The organism is Streptomyces sp. NPDC091272, from assembly GCF_044757485.1.
Classification (GTDB): domain Bacteria; phylum Actinomycetota; class Actinomycetes; order Streptomycetales; family Streptomycetaceae; genus Streptomyces.
On record NZ_JBIVVC010000008.1, the window covers coordinates 94860 to 111785 of the forward strand.

Consider the following 16926-nt stretch of genomic DNA (forward strand, 5'->3'; position numbering starts at 1 on the left):
GAGGGGCCCGGCAGCGCGCGGCACCGAGGGTCAGACCTGCTGCGGAGGTCCCACCAGTTCGCGCAGCACGTCCTCCATGGTGACGAGACCGGCCGGGCGGCCGTCCTCGTCGGCGACGGCCGCCAGGTGCGTACGGCTGCGGCGCATCGCGGTGAGCACGTCGTCGAGCGGGGTCTCGGCCCGCACCCGGGCGATCGGCCGCATCGCGGACACCGGGAACGGCAGATCGCGCGGCGTCGCGTCCAGGGCGTCCTTCACATGCAGGTAGCCCAGGATGCGCCGGGCCGAGTCGAGGACCGGGAAGCGCGAGAAACCGGACTCGGCCGCGAGGCGCTCCAGCTCCTCCGGAGTGGTCCCGACCGCCGCGTACACCACGCGCTCGACCGGCATCACGACGTCCCGCACCGGGCGGCGGCCCAGCTCCAGGGCGTCCCGCAGCCGCTCGGCGGCCCGGTCGTCCAGCAGTCCCGCGTCCCCGGCGTCCTTCACCAGCCGGGCCAGCTCGTCGTCCGAGAAGGTCGCCGACACCTCGTCCTTGGCCTCCACCCGCAGCAGCTTCAGCAGCAGGTTGGCGAAGGAGTTGATCGCGAAGATCACCGGGCGCAGCGCACGGGCCAGCCCCACCAGCGGCGGGCCGAGCAGCAGGGCGGTCTTCGTCGGCTCGGCCAGCGCGATGTTCTTCGGCACCATCTCGCCCAGCAGCATGTGCAGGTAGGTGGCCAGTGCCAGCGCGATGACGAACGAGATCGGGTGGGTCAGCGCGTCGGGCACACCCACCGCGTGGAACACGGGCTCCAGCAGGTGCGCGATGGCGGGTTCGGCGACCACACCCAGCACCAGGGTGCAGAGCGTGATGCCCAGCTGGGCGGCGGCCAGCAGCGCCGAGACGTGCTCCAGGCCCCAGATGACGCTGCGCGCCCTGCGGTTCCCGGCCTCGGCCTCCGGCTCGATCTGCGAACGGCGCACCGAGATCAGTGCGAACTCCGCGCCGACGAAGAAGGCGTTGACGACCAGCGTGAGCAGGCCGATGAGGAGCTGTATCGCGATCATCGTCCGGCCTCCGCCTTCTCGGAGTGCGCGGCCTCGGCAGCCGGCGGTACGTGCAGCAGCACCCTCGCCGCCCGTCGTCCGCCCGCGTCCACCACGTCCAGCTTCCAGCCCGCCAGCTCCACGCAGTCACCCACCTCGGGGATCCGTCCCAGCTCGTTGGCGACCAGGCCGGCCAGTGTCTCGTACGGGCCGTCCGGCACCCGCAGCCCGATCCGCTCCAGCTGGTCGGTGCGCGCGGCGCCGTCCGCCGACCAGAGGTCCCGGCCGTCGGTGTCCTCGCCCGCGCGGGCGAGGTCGGGGGTCTCGTGCGGGTCGTGCTCGTCGCGGACCTCGCCCACGACCTCCTCGACGATGTCCTCCAGGGTGACCACGCCGGCCGTGCCGCCGTACTCGTCGATGACGACCGCCATCGTCCGCTTGCCGGACAGCCGGTCCAGGAGCTTGTCCACGGTCAGCGTCTCGGGCACCAGCAGCGGCTCGCGGACCAGCTCGGTGACCGGGTGGCGGGGCCTGCGCTCGGCGGGCACGGCGAGCACGTCCTTGATGTGGACGATGCCGACGACCGAGTCCAGGCTGCTGCGGTACACGGGGAAGCGGGACAGGCCGGTTGCCCGGGTGGCGTTCGCGACGTCCTCGGCGGTGGCCTGCACGTCCAGTGCGGTGACCTGTACCCGGGGCGTCATCACGTTCTCCGCGGTGAGTTCGGCCAGGGCGAGCGTACGGACGAACAGCTCGGCGGTGTCGGCCTCCAGCGCGCCCTCCTTGGCGGAGTGGCGCGCCAGCGCGACCAGCTCCTGCGGGCTGCGCGCGGAGGCCAGCTCCTCGGTCGGCTCCATGCCGAAGCGGCGCAGGATGCGGTTGGCCGTGTTGTTGAGGTGGCTGATCAGCGGCTTGAACGCGGCCGTGAACATTCGCTGCGGGGTGGCCACGACCTTGGCGACGGCCAGCGGTGAGGAGATCGCCCAGTTCTTGGGGACCAGCTCACCGACGACCATCAGGACGACTGTGGACAGGGCCGTACCGATGACGAGGGCCACCGACGAGGCCACCGAGGGGGACAGGCCGACCGCCTCCACCGGGCCCTGGAGCAGCTTGGAGATCGACGGCTCGGAGAGCATGCCGACGAGGAGGTTGGTGACCGTGATGCCGAGCTGTGCGCCCGAGAGCTGGAAGGTGAGGCCACGCACGGCCTTCAGGGCGCTGTCCGCGCCCCGCTCACCGCGCTCGACGGCCCGTTCGAGATCGCCGCGCTCAATGGTCGTGAGGGAGAACTCGGCCGCGACGAAGGCGCCGCAGATCAGCGCGAGCAGCACGGCCACGAGAAGCAGAAGCACTTCAATCATCGGTTCACCTCCGTCCCATGGTCGATCAGGGTCGGGAGGATCGCGCGATGTCGGCTACTGGGAGGCTCGCCCATGGGCGGACGCTCACACCTTTCGAATGGGGAGGTCGGAAAATCCTGGAAGTCCCAGAATGAAGCACCCATGGTAAAGGACGAGCAAAGAAGGTGTCGATCACTGCCCGAGAGGCTTCACCCATCGACTCCACTGCGGCTCCGGCGCGTACCCCGCCGACCGCCAGGCGGGGTGCGCGCCGGCGTTCGCGTCCAGCACCATGGCGTCCCCGCGCCGCCCTCCGAGCCGTACGAAGCGGTCCTCGGCGGCCGCGAGCAGTGCGCCGGAGATCCCCCGGCGCCGGTGGTCAGGACAGACCGCCAGCCGGTAGAGCGAGCAGCGCCAGCCGTCGAACCCGGCGATGACGGTGCCCACCAGCGTCCGGTCCCGCTCCGCGAGGATCAGCGCGTCGGGGTCGCGGGCGACGAGGCGCTCGATCCCTTCGCGGTCGTCGCTGATGCTGGTGCCCTCGGCGGCCACCTTCCAGAAGGCCAGCACGGCGTCGAGGTCGGCGGCGGACGCGCTCCTGAGGTGGATGCCCGCACTCGTGAGGTGGGTGTGCCCAAGATCAGTCATGGGCGCATCCCAGCACCGGCCCTGCGGCGGTGTCGAGAGGATTCCAGGATGCGGTCAGCTGCCCCGCAGCTCCTCGATCACCGGGCCGAACTCCTCCAGGTGCGGGTGCAGGACGGTGAGGTACGAGAAGCCGTAGCGCTCCCGGTTCGCCCGGAGCTGCTCGGCGATCTGCTGGACGGTGCCGATCGCCAGCACGGGAAGCTCCAGCACTTGATCCTCCGTCAGGTAGGGCGAGTGGCGGACGAATTCCCGGGCGGCCGCATGTCGGTCGTCGGTCACCACGACCTGGTGGATCAGCAGGTTCAGCTCGGCCTCCGCAGCCCGTTCCGCGGCGAACCGGCGGTAGGTGCGCACCCGTTCCTCCAGGGCCTCGGCAGTGATCAGCCTCGACCCGTCCTTGCCGCTGGTGGCTCCGGCGAATGCCACCACGTCCGCGTGCTGCGCCGCCAGCCTCAGCACCCGGTCGCCGTTCCCGGCGATCAACAACGGTGTCCGGGGGTCCTGCACGGGCGAGGGGCGGTGCGTCTCGTCCCGCAGGATGCGGTCCAACTCCCGTACCGTGTACGCCAGGTGGTCGACCCGGCCGCCGGGGGAGAGGAACGGGATCCCGGCGAGGTCGTGCTCCTCCTCGATGTACCCGGCGCCGAGGCCGAGCTCCAGCCGTCCGCCGGTCAGGGCGTCGGTGGTGGCGACCTCACGGGCGAGCAGCGTCGGATTCCAGAAACCCGCGTTGAGCACGAACGTGCCCAGCCGGGGGCGTTCGGTGACGGCCGCTGCGGCCACCAGGGCCGGGAAGGGCGCCACCATGCCGAGATGGTCAGGCACCTGGATCACGTCGTAGCCGAGCTCCTCGGCGCGGCGGCACTGCTGCGCCCACTCCTCGCCGCCGGTCGGTGTCAGCATGTTCACCGCAAAACGGAACGGCCTGACCATGTGCAACTCCCCCTGTCAGCACGGCATGCGCGAGTCAGGCACGGGTCGCGCGGCCCGCTCGCTGCGTGCTGTGCATGCTATGCTAAGGGTGGGCGGGGCTCCGTGCTCAGCCGGCGTCCGGCCGTCGCGCCGTCCCCAGCACGCACGGCGACGACGGCAGCCGCATCCCGGTCTCCGGCACGTTCAGCCGTCGGCAGGTCACCGGCTCGAACCCGGCGGCCGAGATGGCGGCGAGCGGGTCCCGGGAGGTGTGGCAGTTGCCGAACAGCAGCGGCCACACCGTGCGGTCCAGCGCACGCTGGGTCCGCGCCAGCCACCGCCCCTCGGCCGCCCCGTGCTCGAAGAACCGCAGCTCACCGCCGGGGCGCAGTACCCGCATCGCCTCCGAGAGGGCCCGCGGCACGCTCCGTACGCTGCACAGCACCAGGGAGAACACGACGGCGTCGTACGCCTCGCTCTTGACCGGCAGGGCCTCTGCCGCCCCCGGCACCACGTCCACCGGCACCTCGGCCCGCACCGCGGCCCGCAGGGCCAACTCCCGCAGGGAACGCTCCGGTTCGATGGCGACGACCTCGGCGACGGCGGACGGGTAGTGGGCGAAGTTCAGCCCGTTGCCCGCGCCGATCTCCAGCACCCGGCCGGACAGCCCGGCCAGCAGCTCCGCCCGGTGCGCGGCGATCCCGGCGCCGCTGTCGGCCGAGACGCTGAGCCGCGCGTACACCCGGGCGAACAGCGGATGGTGCACGGCGTCGTGCGGGCTCCTGCCGCGCTGCGACCGGCTACGGACCATCACGAGCCTCCTCCGTGGGACGGGCGGGTACCGCGAGTGTGCCCGCCGCGCGGAGGAGTCAGCCAGTCACACGCCCGAAACGAAGCAGAACTCGTTGTCCTCCGGGTCGAGAAGCACCTGGAAGGACCCGGGCTCCTGCGTCACGATGCCGCCGCTGAGCCTCGCTCCCAGCGTCACCGCCTCCGCGCTGAAGGCCGGGATGTCCTCGGCGACCAGGTCGATGTGCAACCGGTTCTTGGCCGCCTTGCCCTCCGGCACGCGCTGGAACGCCAGCCGCGTGAAGTCCGGCACGTCGATGTAGGACCAGTCGGGGCTCCGGTCCACCGGTTCGCCGCCCACCAGGCTTGCCCAGAAACGCACCAGGGCCGCCGGGTCCGCACAGTCGAAAACAATCTCGTCGATTCGCGCTCGCATGCCTGCCACCCTACGGACCCGCGCACGGACACCGCGACCACGACCTTGGCGAGACCCGCGTCGCCGGACATGGCCGACCGGACGGTCAGCCCGCGACCGCGGTCGCGGTGTCCGGCCCGGAGGGTCCGGCCACGGCATCGGGCGCGCTCTCCGCCTCGAAGCGGGCGGCGTCCCATTCCCCGCCCAGCACCGGAGCGAGCCACCGCCCCGCCAGCTCCCGGAACCGTGGGGCGGCCAGCCCGCCGGAACCCTCGGGAACCGCTCCCAGCAGCGGCGCCCCCGCCATCTCGGCCAGCTCGCCGACATTGCACCGCTCGGCGAGCCCCGGCCGGTCCGGCCAGCAGCCGATGACCACGCCCAGCGCCTCAAGACCCCTGGCCCGCAGGGCCTCCGCGGTCAGTTGAACGCTGTTGAGCGTGCCGAGGGCCGGGGCGGCGACGACCAGCACGGGAGCGGTGAGCAGCCGGGCGGCGTCGGCGAGGGTGCCGCCCGCGCCGTCCAGCCGTACGAGAAGCCCGCCCGCCCCCTCGACCAGGACGAGGTCGTACTCGGTCGCCAGCTTGCGTGCCGCGTCGGCCACGTCCCGCGGCCCCACCGGAGCCAGGCCGGCGCGGCGGGCGGCCGTCGCGGGGGCCAGCGGCTCCGGGTAGCGGGCGAGCTCGACGGCGTCGGCACCGGCCAGGGCGGCAGCCACCTGCGCGTCGCCGTCCTCCCCGGGGCCGACGCCCGTCTGCGCGGGTTTCAGCACGACGACGCGCCGGCCCTGGGCCCGGGCGAGGGCGGCGACGGCAGCCGTGACGACGGTCTTGCCGATGTCGGTGTTGGTGCCGGTGACGACGATGATGCTCATGAGTGCTGGTCCCCTTCAGGTGTGGCCACGGTGACGGCGGTGTTCGGCCTCAGGTGTGGCCGCGGTGACGGCGGTGACGGCGGTCTCGGAAGGCCTCGGAGGTGTCCCCCCCCCCGGGCGCCGCGCCCGCGGTGTTCCCCGGGGCGCCGCGCCGCTCAGCCCACTGCCGCTGCCGCCGCCACGGCCCGGCAGATCCGAGCCAGGTCCTCGTCCCCGGTGACGTACGGCGGCATCGTGTAGACGAGGTCCCTGAACGGCCGCAGCCACACCCCTTCCCGTACCGCCGCCCGGGTCGCCGCGTCCATGTCGACCTCGTGGTCGAGCTGTACGACGCCGATGCCACCGAGGACCCGCACCTCCCGGACGCCGGGCAGCCCGGCGGCCTGGGCGAGACCGTCCTGCAGCCCGGTCTCCAGCCGCTTGACCTCCTGCTGCCAGTCCTGGCCGAGCAGCAGGTCGATCGACGCGCAGGCGACGGCCGCGGCCAGCGGGTTGGCCATGAAGGTCGGGCCGTGGGCGAGCACCGGGACCTCGCCCCGTGAGATGCCGTCCGCGACCCGCGAGGTGCACAAGGTGGCCGCCATCGTCAGATAGCCGCCCGTCAGGGCCTTGCCCAGACACATCACATCGGGGGACACATGCGCCTGGTCCGCCGCGAAGAGCGTCCCCGTCCTGCCGAAGCCGGTTGCGATCTCGTCGAACACCAGCAGCACGTCGTGCGCGTCGCAGGCCTCCCGGAGCACCCGCAGATAGGCGGGGGAGTGGAAGCGCATGCCGCCCGCGCCCTGCACGACCGGCTCGACGATCACCGCTGCCAGCTCGTCCGCGTGCCGGGCCACCGCGGCCCGCAGCTCGTCCGCGTACCCCTCGTCGTACTCCACCGGCGGTTCGCGCACGAAGTGCTGGCGGGGCAGGATCCCCTGCCACAGCTCGTGCATGCCGCCCTCGGGGTCGCACACGGACATCGGCTGCCAGGTGTCCCCGTGGTAGCCACCGCGCCAGGTCAGCAGCCGCTGCTTGGCCGGGCGGCCCAGCGAGCGCCAGTACTGGAGGCACATCTTCACCGCGACCTCGACGGACACCGAACCGGAGTCGGCGAGGAACACGTGCCGAAGCGGCTCCGGAGTGATCTCCACGAGCTTGGCGGCCAGCCGCACCGCCGGCTCGTGGGTGAGACCGCCGAACATCACATGGCTCATCCGGCCCAGCTGTTCGGCCGCCGCCTCGTTCAGGGCGGGGTGGTTGTAGCCGTGCACCGCCGACCACCACGACGACATGCCGTCGATCAACTCGCTCTGCCCGTGCGCCGGTCGGGCGAGGCGCAGCCGTACCCCCGAGGCGGACTCCACGACGAGCGGCTCGGCGCGCCCCGGCATCGGACCGTACGGGTGCCACACGTGCTCCCGGTCCAGGCGCAGCAGTTCGTCGGCGGAGAGACGCTCAGGCATTGGGCGCCACGTCGGTGCCCGCGCCCCGGCGGCGCACCGACACGAGATCGGCCCTGGCCCCGGCAACCTCACGCGCGGCCGGAACCGGAGCGCTCCCGTCACCGCACACGGATCCGCAGCCGTCCTGCGCCCGGTGCGCGGGCAGGGTCGTGGTGTCGGTGCCCTCCACCTCGAAGCCCGCGTCCGCGATCATCTCCAGGTCGGCCTGGCCCGCCTGGCCCTCGCTGGTCAGGTAGTCGCCCAGGAAGATGGAGTTGACCAGGTGCAGGGCGAGCGGCTGCATGGTGCGCAGATGGACCTCGCGGCCGCCCGCGAGCCGTACCTCCACGTCGGGGCAGACGAACCGCACCATGGCCAGGACGCGCAGCGCCCGCTGCGGCGTGAGGTTCCACTCCTTGGCCAGCGGCGTCCCCTCGAACGGGATGAGGAAGTTGACCGGCACCGAGTCCGGGTCAAGCTCGCGCAGCGAGAAGACCACGTCGACCAGGTCCGCGTCGGACTCGCCCATGCCGGCGATCAGACCCGAGCACGCGGAGAGGCCCGCGGCCTGCGCCTGCTGGACGGTCTCCACGCGGTCCGCGTAGGTGTGCGTGGTGGTGATGTCGCCGTACGTCGCCTCTGAGGTGTTGAGGTTGTGGTTGTACGCGTCGGCCCCCGCGGAGCGCAGCCGCTCCGCCTGGCCGTCCGACAGCAGACCGAGGCAGGCACAGACCTCGACGCCCTCGTTGGCGTCCTTGATCGCCTCGATGGTCTTCGAGACCCGGTCCACGTCCTTGTCGGTGGGGCCGCGCCCGCTCGCCACCAGACAGACCCGCTTGGCGCCGCCCGCCACACCGGCGGCCGCCGCCTTCGATGCCTCGTCGGCCTTCAGCCAGGTGTACTTGAGGATCTCGGCCTTGGAGCCGAGCCGCTGCGAACAGTACGAGCAGTCCTCGGGGCAGAGCCCCGACTTCAGGTTGACCAGGTAGTTGAGCTTCACCCGCCGCCCGAACCACTTGCGGCGCACCTTGCCGGCCGCGGCCACCACGTCGAGCAGTTCGTCGTCGGTCGTCGCCAGGACGGCGAGCGCTTCTTCGCGGGTCGGCAGCTCGCGCCGAAGCCCCTTCTCCACCAGTGTGTTCAGCAGGTCCATGAGCTTGATCCTGACCTAAGGCACTGCCCCGGGCCAAGGAGGATTCGGACAACAGCTGTGGTTCGAGGTGTGGGTATTGCCACACCCTGACAGGGGTTCGGTCCGGCTAGTGTCTGTGGGCTGCCTACAAAGTGCCGCCCGAAAGCGTTGCCCCACCGGAGGGTTCCACCATGCCCGATCGTCCACCGCCTTCGAACCCCTTCGGCTGGATCGGGGAGGAGACGGCCCACCGTGCGCGCGCCGGCCTGCTCAGGACGCTGCGCCCGCGCCCCGCGGACAGCCCCCTCCTCGATCTCGCGAGCAACGACTACCTGGGGCTGACCCGCCACCCGGAGACGGTAGGCGCCGCGGTCGCCGCGGCCCGGCGCTGGGGAGCGGGCGCGACCGGTTCGCGGCTCGTCACCGGAAGCACCGCACTGCACGCCGAACTGGAGCGGGAAATCGCCGAGTTCACCGGCTTCGAGGCCGCCCTCGTGCTCTCCTCCGGCTACGCCGCCAACCTGGCCGCGCTGACCGCCCTGACCGCGCGGGGCTCCCTGATCGTCTCCGACGCGGGCAACCACGCCTCGATCGTCGACGGCTGCCGACTGTCCCGCGCCGACACCGCGGTGGTACCGCACGCCGATCCCGAGGCGGTACGCAAGGCCATCGACGGGCACGACGGACGGGCGCTGGTGGTCACGGACTCCGTCTTCTCGGTGGACGGCGACGCCGCCCCGCTCCTGGAACACGCGGCCGTGGCAAGGGAGTTCGGTGCGGCACTGGTCATCGACGACGCACACGGCCTCGGTGTGCTCGGCGACGGCGGACGCGGCGCCCCGCACGCGGCGGGACTGGCGGGCGCTCCGGACGTCGTCACCACCGTCACGCTGTCGAAGTCACTCGGCAGCCAGGGCGGCGCGGTGCTCGGCCCGGCACATGTCATCGACCACCTGGTGAACGCGGCCCGGACGTTCATCTTCGACACCGGCCTCGCCCCGGCGGCAGCCGGAGCGGCCCTCGCAAGCCTGCGCCTGCTGCGCCGCGAGCCAGGCCTGGCGGAGCGCGCCCGCGAGGTGTCCGCCTCGCTGTACACGCGGCTGACCTCGGCGGGGCTCGCCGCGGTACGCCCGGACGCGGCGGTGGTCTCGGTGCGCGCACCGTCCGCCGCGGCGGCCCTGCGCTGGGCGGCCGACTGCCGCGCCGAAGGTCTCGGCGTCGGCTGCTTCCGCCCGCCGTCCGTACCCGACGGTGTCTCCCGGCTGCGGCTGACCGCCAGGGCCGACCTCACTGACGAACAGATCGAGGGCGCGGTGGACGTCATTGTCCGTACCGCGCCCCCGATGTGACGGGGCATCAGGTCACAGAGTGGCGGTGCGCACCGCGCCGACGAAGCGGGACCAGGCGTCGGTCCCGAAGAGAAGTGCGGGGCGGCTCACGCGCTTCGAGTCACGGACGGCCAACAGGCCGCCGTTGACCTGCGCCGTCTCGACGCAGTTGTTCATGCCCGTACTGCGGCTGCCGCGGCGCCACGCTGCGCCGTGCAGTTGCAGGCTGGAAGATACGTTCGCTGGGTGTGGAGACATGTTTCCTCCCTGCGCGTCGTCACCGGTGGGGGTGGTGGGTGCGGAAGGTGGTGCGGGCGGAGCCGGTCGCGCCGAACCGCGGTCAGCGGATCAACGGATTTGGTGGCGCCGAACCTCGGGTCAGCGGATCGGTGTATCCGGTCGCGCCGAACCTCGGGTCAGCGGATGCCGGCGATCAGATCCAGTGAGTCCTCGTGACCAAGAGCCTGGGTCTGCAGCCGCCGGAAGGCCGCCGTGTACTGAGCGAGGTCTTCTCTCCGTTCCAGATAGAGGCTACTCGCCAAGTGGTCAATAACAACCACATCCAGATCAGCCATGTCCGGAAAGGAGAAGATTACGAAAGCGCCGGTGAGTCCCGTGTGCGCGCCCGCCGCAAAGGGCAGCACCTGCAACCGCACATGGGGAAGCTCCGCCATCTCCAGCAGATGCCGCGCCTGGTCCCTCATCACCCGCTCACCGCCCACGGCCCTGCGCAGTACCGCTTCGTCCAGTACGGCACTCAGAGTCAGCGGCGAGGCCGTCCGCAACACCTTCTGACGGGCGAGCCGCACCTCCACCAGGGAGTCGACCTTCCGGGCGGGTAGCCCGGACAGTGTCGCCCTGGTCACCGCGCGCGCGTAGTCCGCGGTCTGCAAGAGCCCCGGAACGACCGAGGTTTCGAGGCTGCGTGCCGTACAGGCCTGGGACTCAAGACTGATGAAGTCCCGGTACTGCGGCGGCAGCAGACTTCGATAGGCCTGCCACCACTGGGAGCCGGCCTCCCCGGGGGTCTCCACCAGTGCTTCGAGCAGGGAGCGCAGATGGGGTTCCGTGACGTCGTAGACCGAGAGCAGCAGGGCCACGTCCTCCGGCTTCACGCCGCTGTGCCCGGTCTCGATCCGGCTGACCTTCGACTGGTGCCAGCCGGCCAATCGCGCCGCCTGCGGGCTGGTGAGTCCTGCCCGGTCGCGCAGCCTGCGCAGCTCCTCCCCGAGCTTGCGCCGGCGCACCGCGGGGCCGTGTCGCATTCCCGACTCCTTGTCACACGCCGCAGGGCCTTCCCGCCGCCAGTCAGTGTGCCGGGCAATTCCCGTTCCGAGGAGCAGAGTTCACTACATTGAGTGGCAGATATATGCATTTCTTGGAGTAGGGGCGCCGATGACCGCACCATTGGTGACACTCTGGCACGGAACGTGTCCGGGGCCGGCCCGCACAGATCCGCGTGCGAGTCCGAGTCCGAGTCCGAGTCCGGCCCCGGTGGGAAAGGGACAACGTCGCCATGGCTGACCACCAGGAAGTATCCGTCACCCTGCCGAGCGATCCCGCTTCGGTGCCCAAGGCCCGCAGGTTCGTCACCCAAGTGCTCGCCGAATGGGGCCTGCTGACGGACTCCGAGGCCGCCGACACCATCCGGCTGATCGTCTCGGAACTGGCGACCAACGCCGTGCAGCACACCTTCGGCCAGTCGCCCACCTTCACGGTGGACGTCCAGCTGGAACGCGACGAACATCTGCGCATCGGCGTCACCGACAGTCACCCGCGCTGGCCGCAGCGGCTACCCGCCGCGGTCCAGCAGGACAACGGGCGCGGCATGGTCATCATCCGCTCCCTCGCGGCGGAGTGCGGTGGACGGCTGTCCGTCACACCCACCGCGGAGGGCGGCAAGACGGTGTGGATCGCGCTGCCCTGGACCGTACCGGTACAGAGGTAACTGGCAACAGTCGTGGAGCAGGACGCAGTTGAAGGGGGGCGGGGCGCAGTTGAAGGGTGACTACCGCACCCGGCCGTACCACACGCCCTTCGACCAGATCCGTTCCAGGCGCACCACCGTGCCCCGCCTCGGCGAGTGCCAGATCTTGTTGCCGCCCGCGTAGATCCCGACGTGGTAGACCCTGCGCCCCTGGTGGAAGAAGACCAGGTCCCCGCGCTGGCGTTGGGAGCGGGAGATGTGCCGGGTCCTGTTGTACTGCGACTGTGCCGAGCGCGGCAGGCTCTTGCCCACCCTCTTGAACGAGTACAGCGTCAGCCCCGAGCAGTCGAAACGGTACGGGCCGGCGGCCCCGTACTTGTACGGCGATCCGCGCTTCGACGCGGCGATCTGGAGTGCTTTCGTCGCCGGCGTCGCGGCCTCCGCCTCGGGGGCGGCCCCGGGGATCACGAGTGGCGCGCCAAGCACGGCGAGGGTGAGGGCCGAAGCGACACAGGCCCTGGCGATCAGCGTCGGGACAGCGGCGTGCATGTGCGCAGTCATGCGCAACCCTTCGTCGACCAGAGGTCCTGGCGGGGCCCGTGGTGCGGCGCCCGCCAGGACCGCCCCGCCACGACGGCGGGGTCTTGTCGTTGCACGGATCCTGACCCGGCCGACGGCCGGTTTCCGTGCGAGAAGGGGTGTTTGTGAGGCTCGTCACCACTCGTCCGTTCGGGTGGACAGAGCGGGTTCCGATCACCGGCGTCGGTCCGTGCGGAGGCCCGCACCTGCACCGGAGCCCGCCGAACGGTGCTGCCTGCGGCCGACCTGTGCAACTCGATCAGTACGGGCGGGGTAGACGTGACTGCGCCGAACGGGGGAGGCGTTCTGGTGCGGCTGCGCCTCCTGCGGTCCGCTCCGACCGGGTGCCCGGGCGGGTTCCGGTGATCAACTCACCTGCTCCGGGGGCACGGTGAGCCGCCCGGCCCGCCGCTCCCCGTCCAGGACGCGTAGTGCCCGGCCGAACGTCGCCGGGTGGATCCCACTCTCACCCCGCTCGTACATCAGGGTGAGGGCGTCGCGTAGAGCCGTGGCCCGGCCGACGAGCGCCTGTGCGGCGCGCAGGGCGCCGTAAGTGTCCGTGCTGCGGGACGGGTTGATCCGGCCCAGGGAGTCGACGACCGCCAGATAGCTGTCCAGGAAGTCGCACTCGGCGCGGGTCAGCGCCGGGAGCGGCGGCAGTTCCGGCAGCATGCGACCGCTCATCGGGGGCCGGTCGCGACGACGTGCTTGCGGCTCCCGGTGGTCCGGTCCACCAGCCCGTACGCGAGGGCCGCTTCTGCGTCGAGGATCCGGGTGCGGTCGAAGTCGGCCTCGACCTGTGCGGCGGACCTGCCCGTGTGCCGGGCCAGCAACCCCGCCGTCATCGAGCGCAGCCGCACCAGTTCCTTCGCCTGGATCTCCAGGTCGGTCGGCCGGCCCTGCACGGGCTCGTCCAGGGAGGGCTGGCTGAGCGCGATCCGGGCACCCGGCAGCGAGAGCCGCTTGCCGGGGCTGCCGGCCGCGAGCAGGACGGCGGCCGCGTCGAGAGCCTGGCCGAGGCAGATCGTCTCCACGTCGCAGCTGACGAACTGGAGCGTGTCGTAGATCGCCGACATCGCTGTGTACGAACCGCCGGGGGAGTTGATGTAGAGCGAGATGTCCTGGTCGGGCGCGTCGTGTTCCAGGTACATGAACTGTGCGGCGATGTCGTTCGCCGCCGCGTCGTCGACGGGGGTGCCGAGAAAGACGATCCGCTCGCCGAGCATCTTCGAGTACGGGTCGAGGGTGCGGATTCCGGTGCTGGTGCGCTCCTGGAACTGCGGAAGTACGTAACGGGCGGACGGCTGGATCATGGCGCGCTCCCTTTCGGCTGACGTTCTCCGGGCTGACGTTCCACGTGCGCCTGTCTCTGTAAAAAATGTACAGGACGTACGTTCAGTACGATGGTGAGCATGACCTACGAGATTCCGGTGACGCAAGCCCGCGCAGAGCTCGCCGACCTGATCAACCGCGTCGTGTACGGCGGCGAGAGGGTGGTTGTGACCCGGCACGGGAAGCCGCTCGTGGCCCTGGTGTCCGCCGCTGACCTGGAACGTCTTGAGGGCGAGCCGGAGGCGGTCGAGGAGCAGGTGATCAGTTCCGTCTCGTCGGTCGGGTCGCTCACGTCCGCCGAGGGCGAACGGCGCCGCTTCGGCATCGCCGCCGAGCACCGAGGCGAGCAGCGAGGTGAGGGCCGCCACTGACCGGGCGGCAAAATGTTTCGAAAAACCCCGTCGATCATGGGCTGGCAAAGCCCCAGTTAACGCATTGGAAAAAATTCGGCTCTAACGTGCAATTCCTGGCCGGGTGACAGGGATTGAAGCCTCAACAGAGTGTTGAAATCGGATATGGTCCCGCTGCGTCGAGGCGGGTGCCCCTTGCATCTTTCTGGTCACTCAGCCCCGTTCATGCGCAGGGTGCTTGACAATCCAGGAGGTGGGAAGCGTGCAGCTGTCCCCGCACGAGCAGGAGCGCCTGCTCATCCATGTGGCCGCGGACGTGGCCGAGAAGCGCAGGGCGCGCGGGGTGAGGCTCAATCACCCCGAGGCGGTCGCTCTCATCACCTCGCACATTCTCGAAGGCGCGCGGGACGGTCACACCGTCGCGCAGTTGATGTCGTCGGGGCGCAAGGTGCTGCACCGCGAAGAAGTCATGGACGGCATCCCAGAGATGATCCACGACGTCCAGGTCGAGGCGACCTTCCCGGACGGCACCAAGCTCGTCACCGTGCACGAGCCGATCCAGTGACCGGCGGACCAGTGACCGGCGGACCAGTGAGCGGCGGACCAGTGACCGGTGGGCCGGCGACCGAGAACAGCGACCGTGTGATTCCCGGCGAGATCCTCTTCGCGGAAGGCTCGGTGCTCCTCAACGAGGGCCGTCCCGTGAGCCGCCTGACCGTGCTCAACGCCGCCGACCGGCCCGTTCAGGTCGGCTCCCACTACCACTTCGCCGAGGCCAACCCCGGCCTCGACTTCGACCGCACCGCCGCCCGCGGACTGCGGCTGAACATCGCCGCCGGGACGGCCGTGCGCTTCGAGCCCGGCATACCCGTCGACGTCGAACTCGTTCCCATCGGTGGCAGGCGCGTCGTCGCCGGTCTGCGCGGGGAGATTGGCGGTCCCCTCGATGTCTGAGTCCCTGCGCACGGAAGCCTCCTCGCACCCCGGGATCTCCCGCGCGGTGTACACCGACCTGTTCGGCCCCACCACCGGCGACCGCATCCGGCTCGCCGACACCGATCTGCTCGTCGAGATCGAGGAGGACCGCTCGGGCGGGCCGGGACTCGCGGGCGACGAGGCGGTGTTCGGCGGCGGCAAGGTCATCCGTGAGTCGATGGGCCAGGCCCGTACGACCCGCGCCGAGGGCGCCCCCGACACCGTCATCACCGGGGTCGTCATCCTCGACCACTGGGGAATCGTCAAGGCCGACGTCGGCATCCGCGACGGCCGCATCACCGGCATCGGCAAGGCCGGCAACCCGGACACCATGGACGGCGTCCACCCCGACCTCGTGATCGGCCCCGAGACCGAGATCATCGCGGGCAACGGCCGCATCGTCACCGCCGGAGCCATCGACGCACACGTCCACTTCATCTCGCCGACCGTCGTCGAGGCGGCCCTGAGCTCCGGCATCACCACGCTTGTCGGTGGCGGCACCGGCCCCGCGGAGGGCTCGAAGGCGACCACCGTCACCCCTGGCGGCTGGCACCTGGGGCGGATGTTCGCCGCGCTGGAGCAGTACCCGGTCAACATCGGGCTGCTCGGCAAGGGCAACACCATGTCCCGCGAGGCCATGCACGCCCAGCTGCGCGGCGGCGCACTCGGTTTCAAGATCCACGAGGACTGGGGCGCCACCCCCGCCGTGATCGACGCCTGCCTTAGTGTGTGCGAGGAGACCGGCGCCCAACTCGCCATTCACACCGACACGTTGAACGAGGCGGGTTTCGTCGGCGACACCCTCGCCGCCATCGCCGGCCGCACCATCCACGCGTACCACACAGAAGGTGCGGGCGGCGGGCACGCACCGGACATCATCACGGTCGTCTCCGAGCCGTACGTCCTGCCCAGTTCGACCAACCCGACCCGTCCGCACACCCTCAACACGCTCGACGAACACCTCGACATGCTGATGGTCTGCCACCACCTCAACCCGGCGGTGCCGGAGGACCTGGCGTTCGCGGAGTCCCGCATCCGCCCCTCCACCATCGCGGCCGAGGACATCCTGCACGACCTCGGCGCCATCTCGATCATCTCCTCGGACTCGCAGGCGATGGGCCGGGTCGGCGAGGTCATCCTGCGGACCTGGCAGACCGCGCACGTGATGAAGAAGCGGCGCGGGGCCCTGGCGGGGGACGGGCGCGCGGACAACCACCGAGCACGTCGCTATGTCGCCAAATACACGATCAACCCGGCCGTCGCCCAGGGCCTCGCCCACGAGATCGGCTCGGTCGAGACCGGCAAGCTCGCCGACCTCGTGCTGTGGGAGCCCGCCTTCTTCGGCGTCAAGCCGCTGCTCGTCATCAAGGGCGGCCAGATCGCGTACGCGCAGATGGGCGACGCCAACGCGTCCATCCCCACCCCGCAGCCGATCCTGCCCCGGCCGATGTACGGGGCGATCGGCCGCGCCCCGGCCGCGAACTCCTTCAACTTCGTCGCGGAGGCCGCGATCGAGGACGGCCTCGCAGCCCGCCTCGGGGAGCGCCTGGGCGTGCGCAAGGCCTTCGTGCCGATCACCAGCACGCGAGGCGTCACCAAGGCGGACATGAGGGAGAACGACGCGATGCCGAGGGTTGAGGTCGACGCGGACACCTTCACGGTGACCATCGACGGCGACCCGGTGGACCCGGCGCCCGCGGCGGAACTGCCGATGGCCCAGCGCTACTTCCTCTTCTGAGCGGGACGCACGACATGGAACGCCACCCGGTGCCCCTCACCGCACCTCTCTCCGAACGGCTCTCGGCCCTCCCGTCCGAGCGGTTCTCCGTGCGTACGGGCCCGGGGGCCGCAGTGGCCTCCGGACCCGGA

20 protein-coding genes are annotated in these 16926 nt (G+C 71.0%); 6 read left to right on the forward strand and 14 right to left on the reverse strand.

Annotated features, from left to right (window positions below; all coding sequences use genetic code 11):
- Positions 1–30: 30 nt before the first annotated feature.
- The 9 genes from ACIQM4_RS22640 to bioB form a co-directional block, all read right to left on the reverse strand.
- Positions 31–1050, reverse strand: coding sequence for a hemolysin family protein (locus ACIQM4_RS22640; protein ID WP_401594420.1), 1020 nt, complete (start codon positions 1048–1050; stop codon positions 31–33).
- Entirely contained in the window at positions 1047–2393 is a 1347-nt protein-coding gene (locus ACIQM4_RS22645) for a hemolysin family protein (RefSeq protein WP_401594422.1), read from the reverse strand. Before ACIQM4_RS22645 ends, ACIQM4_RS22640 begins: the two co-directional genes overlap by 4 nt.
- Before the next feature lie 171 nt (positions 2394–2564).
- Entirely contained in the window at positions 2565–3020 is a 456-nt protein-coding gene (locus tag ACIQM4_RS22650) for a GNAT family N-acetyltransferase (RefSeq protein ID WP_401594425.1), read from the reverse strand.
- Between the two features lie 54 nt (positions 3021–3074).
- Complete coding sequence (locus ACIQM4_RS22655) at positions 3075–3953, reverse strand: LLM class F420-dependent oxidoreductase (RefSeq protein ID WP_401594428.1); 879 nt, start codon at positions 3951–3953, stop codon at positions 3075–3077.
- Between the two features lie 106 nt (positions 3954–4059).
- The gene (locus ACIQM4_RS22660) at positions 4060–4743 is read right to left on the reverse strand and encodes a class I SAM-dependent methyltransferase (protein ID WP_401594431.1); all 684 of its coding nucleotides are present in this window, start codon (positions 4741–4743) and stop codon (positions 4060–4062) included.
- Between the two features lie 66 nt (positions 4744–4809).
- Complete coding sequence (locus tag ACIQM4_RS22665) at positions 4810–5157, reverse strand: VOC family protein (protein WP_401594434.1); 348 nt, start codon at positions 5155–5157, stop codon at positions 4810–4812.
- An 85-nt stretch (positions 5158–5242) separates the two neighbouring features.
- Positions 5243–6007 carry a dethiobiotin synthase gene (gene bioD / locus ACIQM4_RS22670; RefSeq protein WP_401594437.1) on the reverse strand — a complete coding sequence of 255 codons (765 nt, stop codon included), beginning with the start codon at positions 6005–6007 and terminating at the stop codon, positions 5243–5245.
- Between the two features lie 155 nt (positions 6008–6162).
- Positions 6163–7455 carry an adenosylmethionine--8-amino-7-oxononanoate transaminase gene (locus ACIQM4_RS22675; RefSeq protein ID WP_401594439.1) on the reverse strand — a complete coding sequence of 431 codons (1293 nt, stop codon included), beginning with the start codon at positions 7453–7455 and terminating at the stop codon, positions 6163–6165.
- Positions 7448–8587 (reverse strand): biotin synthase BioB, encoded by a 1140-nt coding sequence (gene bioB / locus ACIQM4_RS22680; protein WP_401594442.1) that lies wholly within the window; start codon positions 8585–8587, stop codon positions 7448–7450. The genes ACIQM4_RS22675 and bioB overlap by 8 nt, the downstream gene beginning before the upstream one ends.
- 170 nt (positions 8588–8757) lie before the next feature.
- Here bioB and ACIQM4_RS22685 point away from each other — a divergent pair, with 170 nt between their 5' ends.
- Positions 8758–9915, forward strand: a complete 1158-nt coding sequence (locus tag ACIQM4_RS22685) for an 8-amino-7-oxononanoate synthase (RefSeq protein ID WP_401594444.1) — start codon at positions 8758–8760, stop codon at positions 9913–9915.
- Between the two features lie 12 nt (positions 9916–9927).
- Here ACIQM4_RS22685 and ACIQM4_RS22690 read toward each other — a convergent pair whose 3' ends face one another.
- On the reverse strand, positions 9928–10152 hold the full coding sequence (locus tag ACIQM4_RS22690) for a DUF397 domain-containing protein (RefSeq protein WP_401594447.1): 225 nt from the start codon (positions 10150–10152) through the stop codon (positions 9928–9930).
- 158 nt (positions 10153–10310) lie between these two features.
- Positions 10311–11159, reverse strand: a complete 849-nt coding sequence (locus ACIQM4_RS22695) for a helix-turn-helix domain-containing protein (RefSeq protein ID WP_401594449.1) — start codon at positions 11157–11159, stop codon at positions 10311–10313.
- Positions 11160–11410: 251 nt separating this feature from the next.
- Here ACIQM4_RS22695 and ACIQM4_RS22700 point away from each other — a divergent pair, with 251 nt between their 5' ends.
- The gene (locus tag ACIQM4_RS22700) at positions 11411–11842 is read left to right on the forward strand and encodes an ATP-binding protein (protein ID WP_401594451.1); all 432 of its coding nucleotides are present in this window, start codon (positions 11411–11413) and stop codon (positions 11840–11842) included.
- A 60-nt stretch (positions 11843–11902) separates the two neighbouring features.
- Here the strand turns inward: ACIQM4_RS22700 and ACIQM4_RS22705 are convergent, their stop codons facing one another.
- The 3 genes from ACIQM4_RS22705 to ACIQM4_RS22715 all read right to left on the reverse strand — a co-directional run bounded on the left by ACIQM4_RS22705 (position 11903) and on the right by ACIQM4_RS22715 (position 13713).
- On the reverse strand, positions 11903–12382 hold the full coding sequence (locus ACIQM4_RS22705) for a C40 family peptidase (RefSeq protein WP_401594454.1): 480 nt from the start codon (positions 12380–12382) through the stop codon (positions 11903–11905).
- A 384-nt stretch (positions 12383–12766) separates the two neighbouring features.
- Positions 12767–13072 carry a hypothetical protein gene (locus ACIQM4_RS22710; RefSeq protein WP_401595035.1) on the reverse strand — a complete coding sequence of 102 codons (306 nt, stop codon included), beginning with the start codon at positions 13070–13072 and terminating at the stop codon, positions 12767–12769.
- Between the two features lie 8 nt (positions 13073–13080).
- On the reverse strand, positions 13081–13713 hold the full coding sequence (locus ACIQM4_RS22715; protein WP_401594456.1) for an ATP-dependent Clp protease proteolytic subunit: 633 nt from the start codon (positions 13711–13713) through the stop codon (positions 13081–13083).
- 99 nt (positions 13714–13812) lie between these two features.
- Here ACIQM4_RS22715 and ACIQM4_RS22720 point away from each other — a divergent pair, with 99 nt between their 5' ends.
- The 4 genes from ACIQM4_RS22720 to ACIQM4_RS22735 all read left to right on the forward strand — a co-directional run bounded on the left by ACIQM4_RS22720 (position 13813) and on the right by ACIQM4_RS22735 (position 16795).
- A complete protein-coding gene (locus ACIQM4_RS22720; RefSeq protein WP_401594459.1) occupies positions 13813–14103 on the forward strand; it encodes a type II toxin-antitoxin system Phd/YefM family antitoxin in 291 nt (96 codons plus the stop codon).
- 241 nt (positions 14104–14344) lie between these two features.
- On the forward strand, positions 14345–14647 hold the full coding sequence (locus ACIQM4_RS22725; protein WP_401595038.1) for an urease subunit gamma: 303 nt from the start codon (positions 14345–14347) through the stop codon (positions 14645–14647).
- 77 nt (positions 14648–14724) lie between these two features.
- Complete coding sequence (locus ACIQM4_RS22730; protein WP_401595041.1) at positions 14725–15036, forward strand: urease subunit beta; 312 nt, start codon at positions 14725–14727, stop codon at positions 15034–15036.
- On the forward strand, positions 15029–16795 hold the full coding sequence (locus ACIQM4_RS22735; protein ID WP_401594461.1) for an urease subunit alpha: 1767 nt from the start codon (positions 15029–15031) through the stop codon (positions 16793–16795). Before ACIQM4_RS22730 ends, ACIQM4_RS22735 begins: the two co-directional genes overlap by 8 nt.
- The last annotated feature ends 131 nt before the right edge of the window (positions 16796–16926 follow it).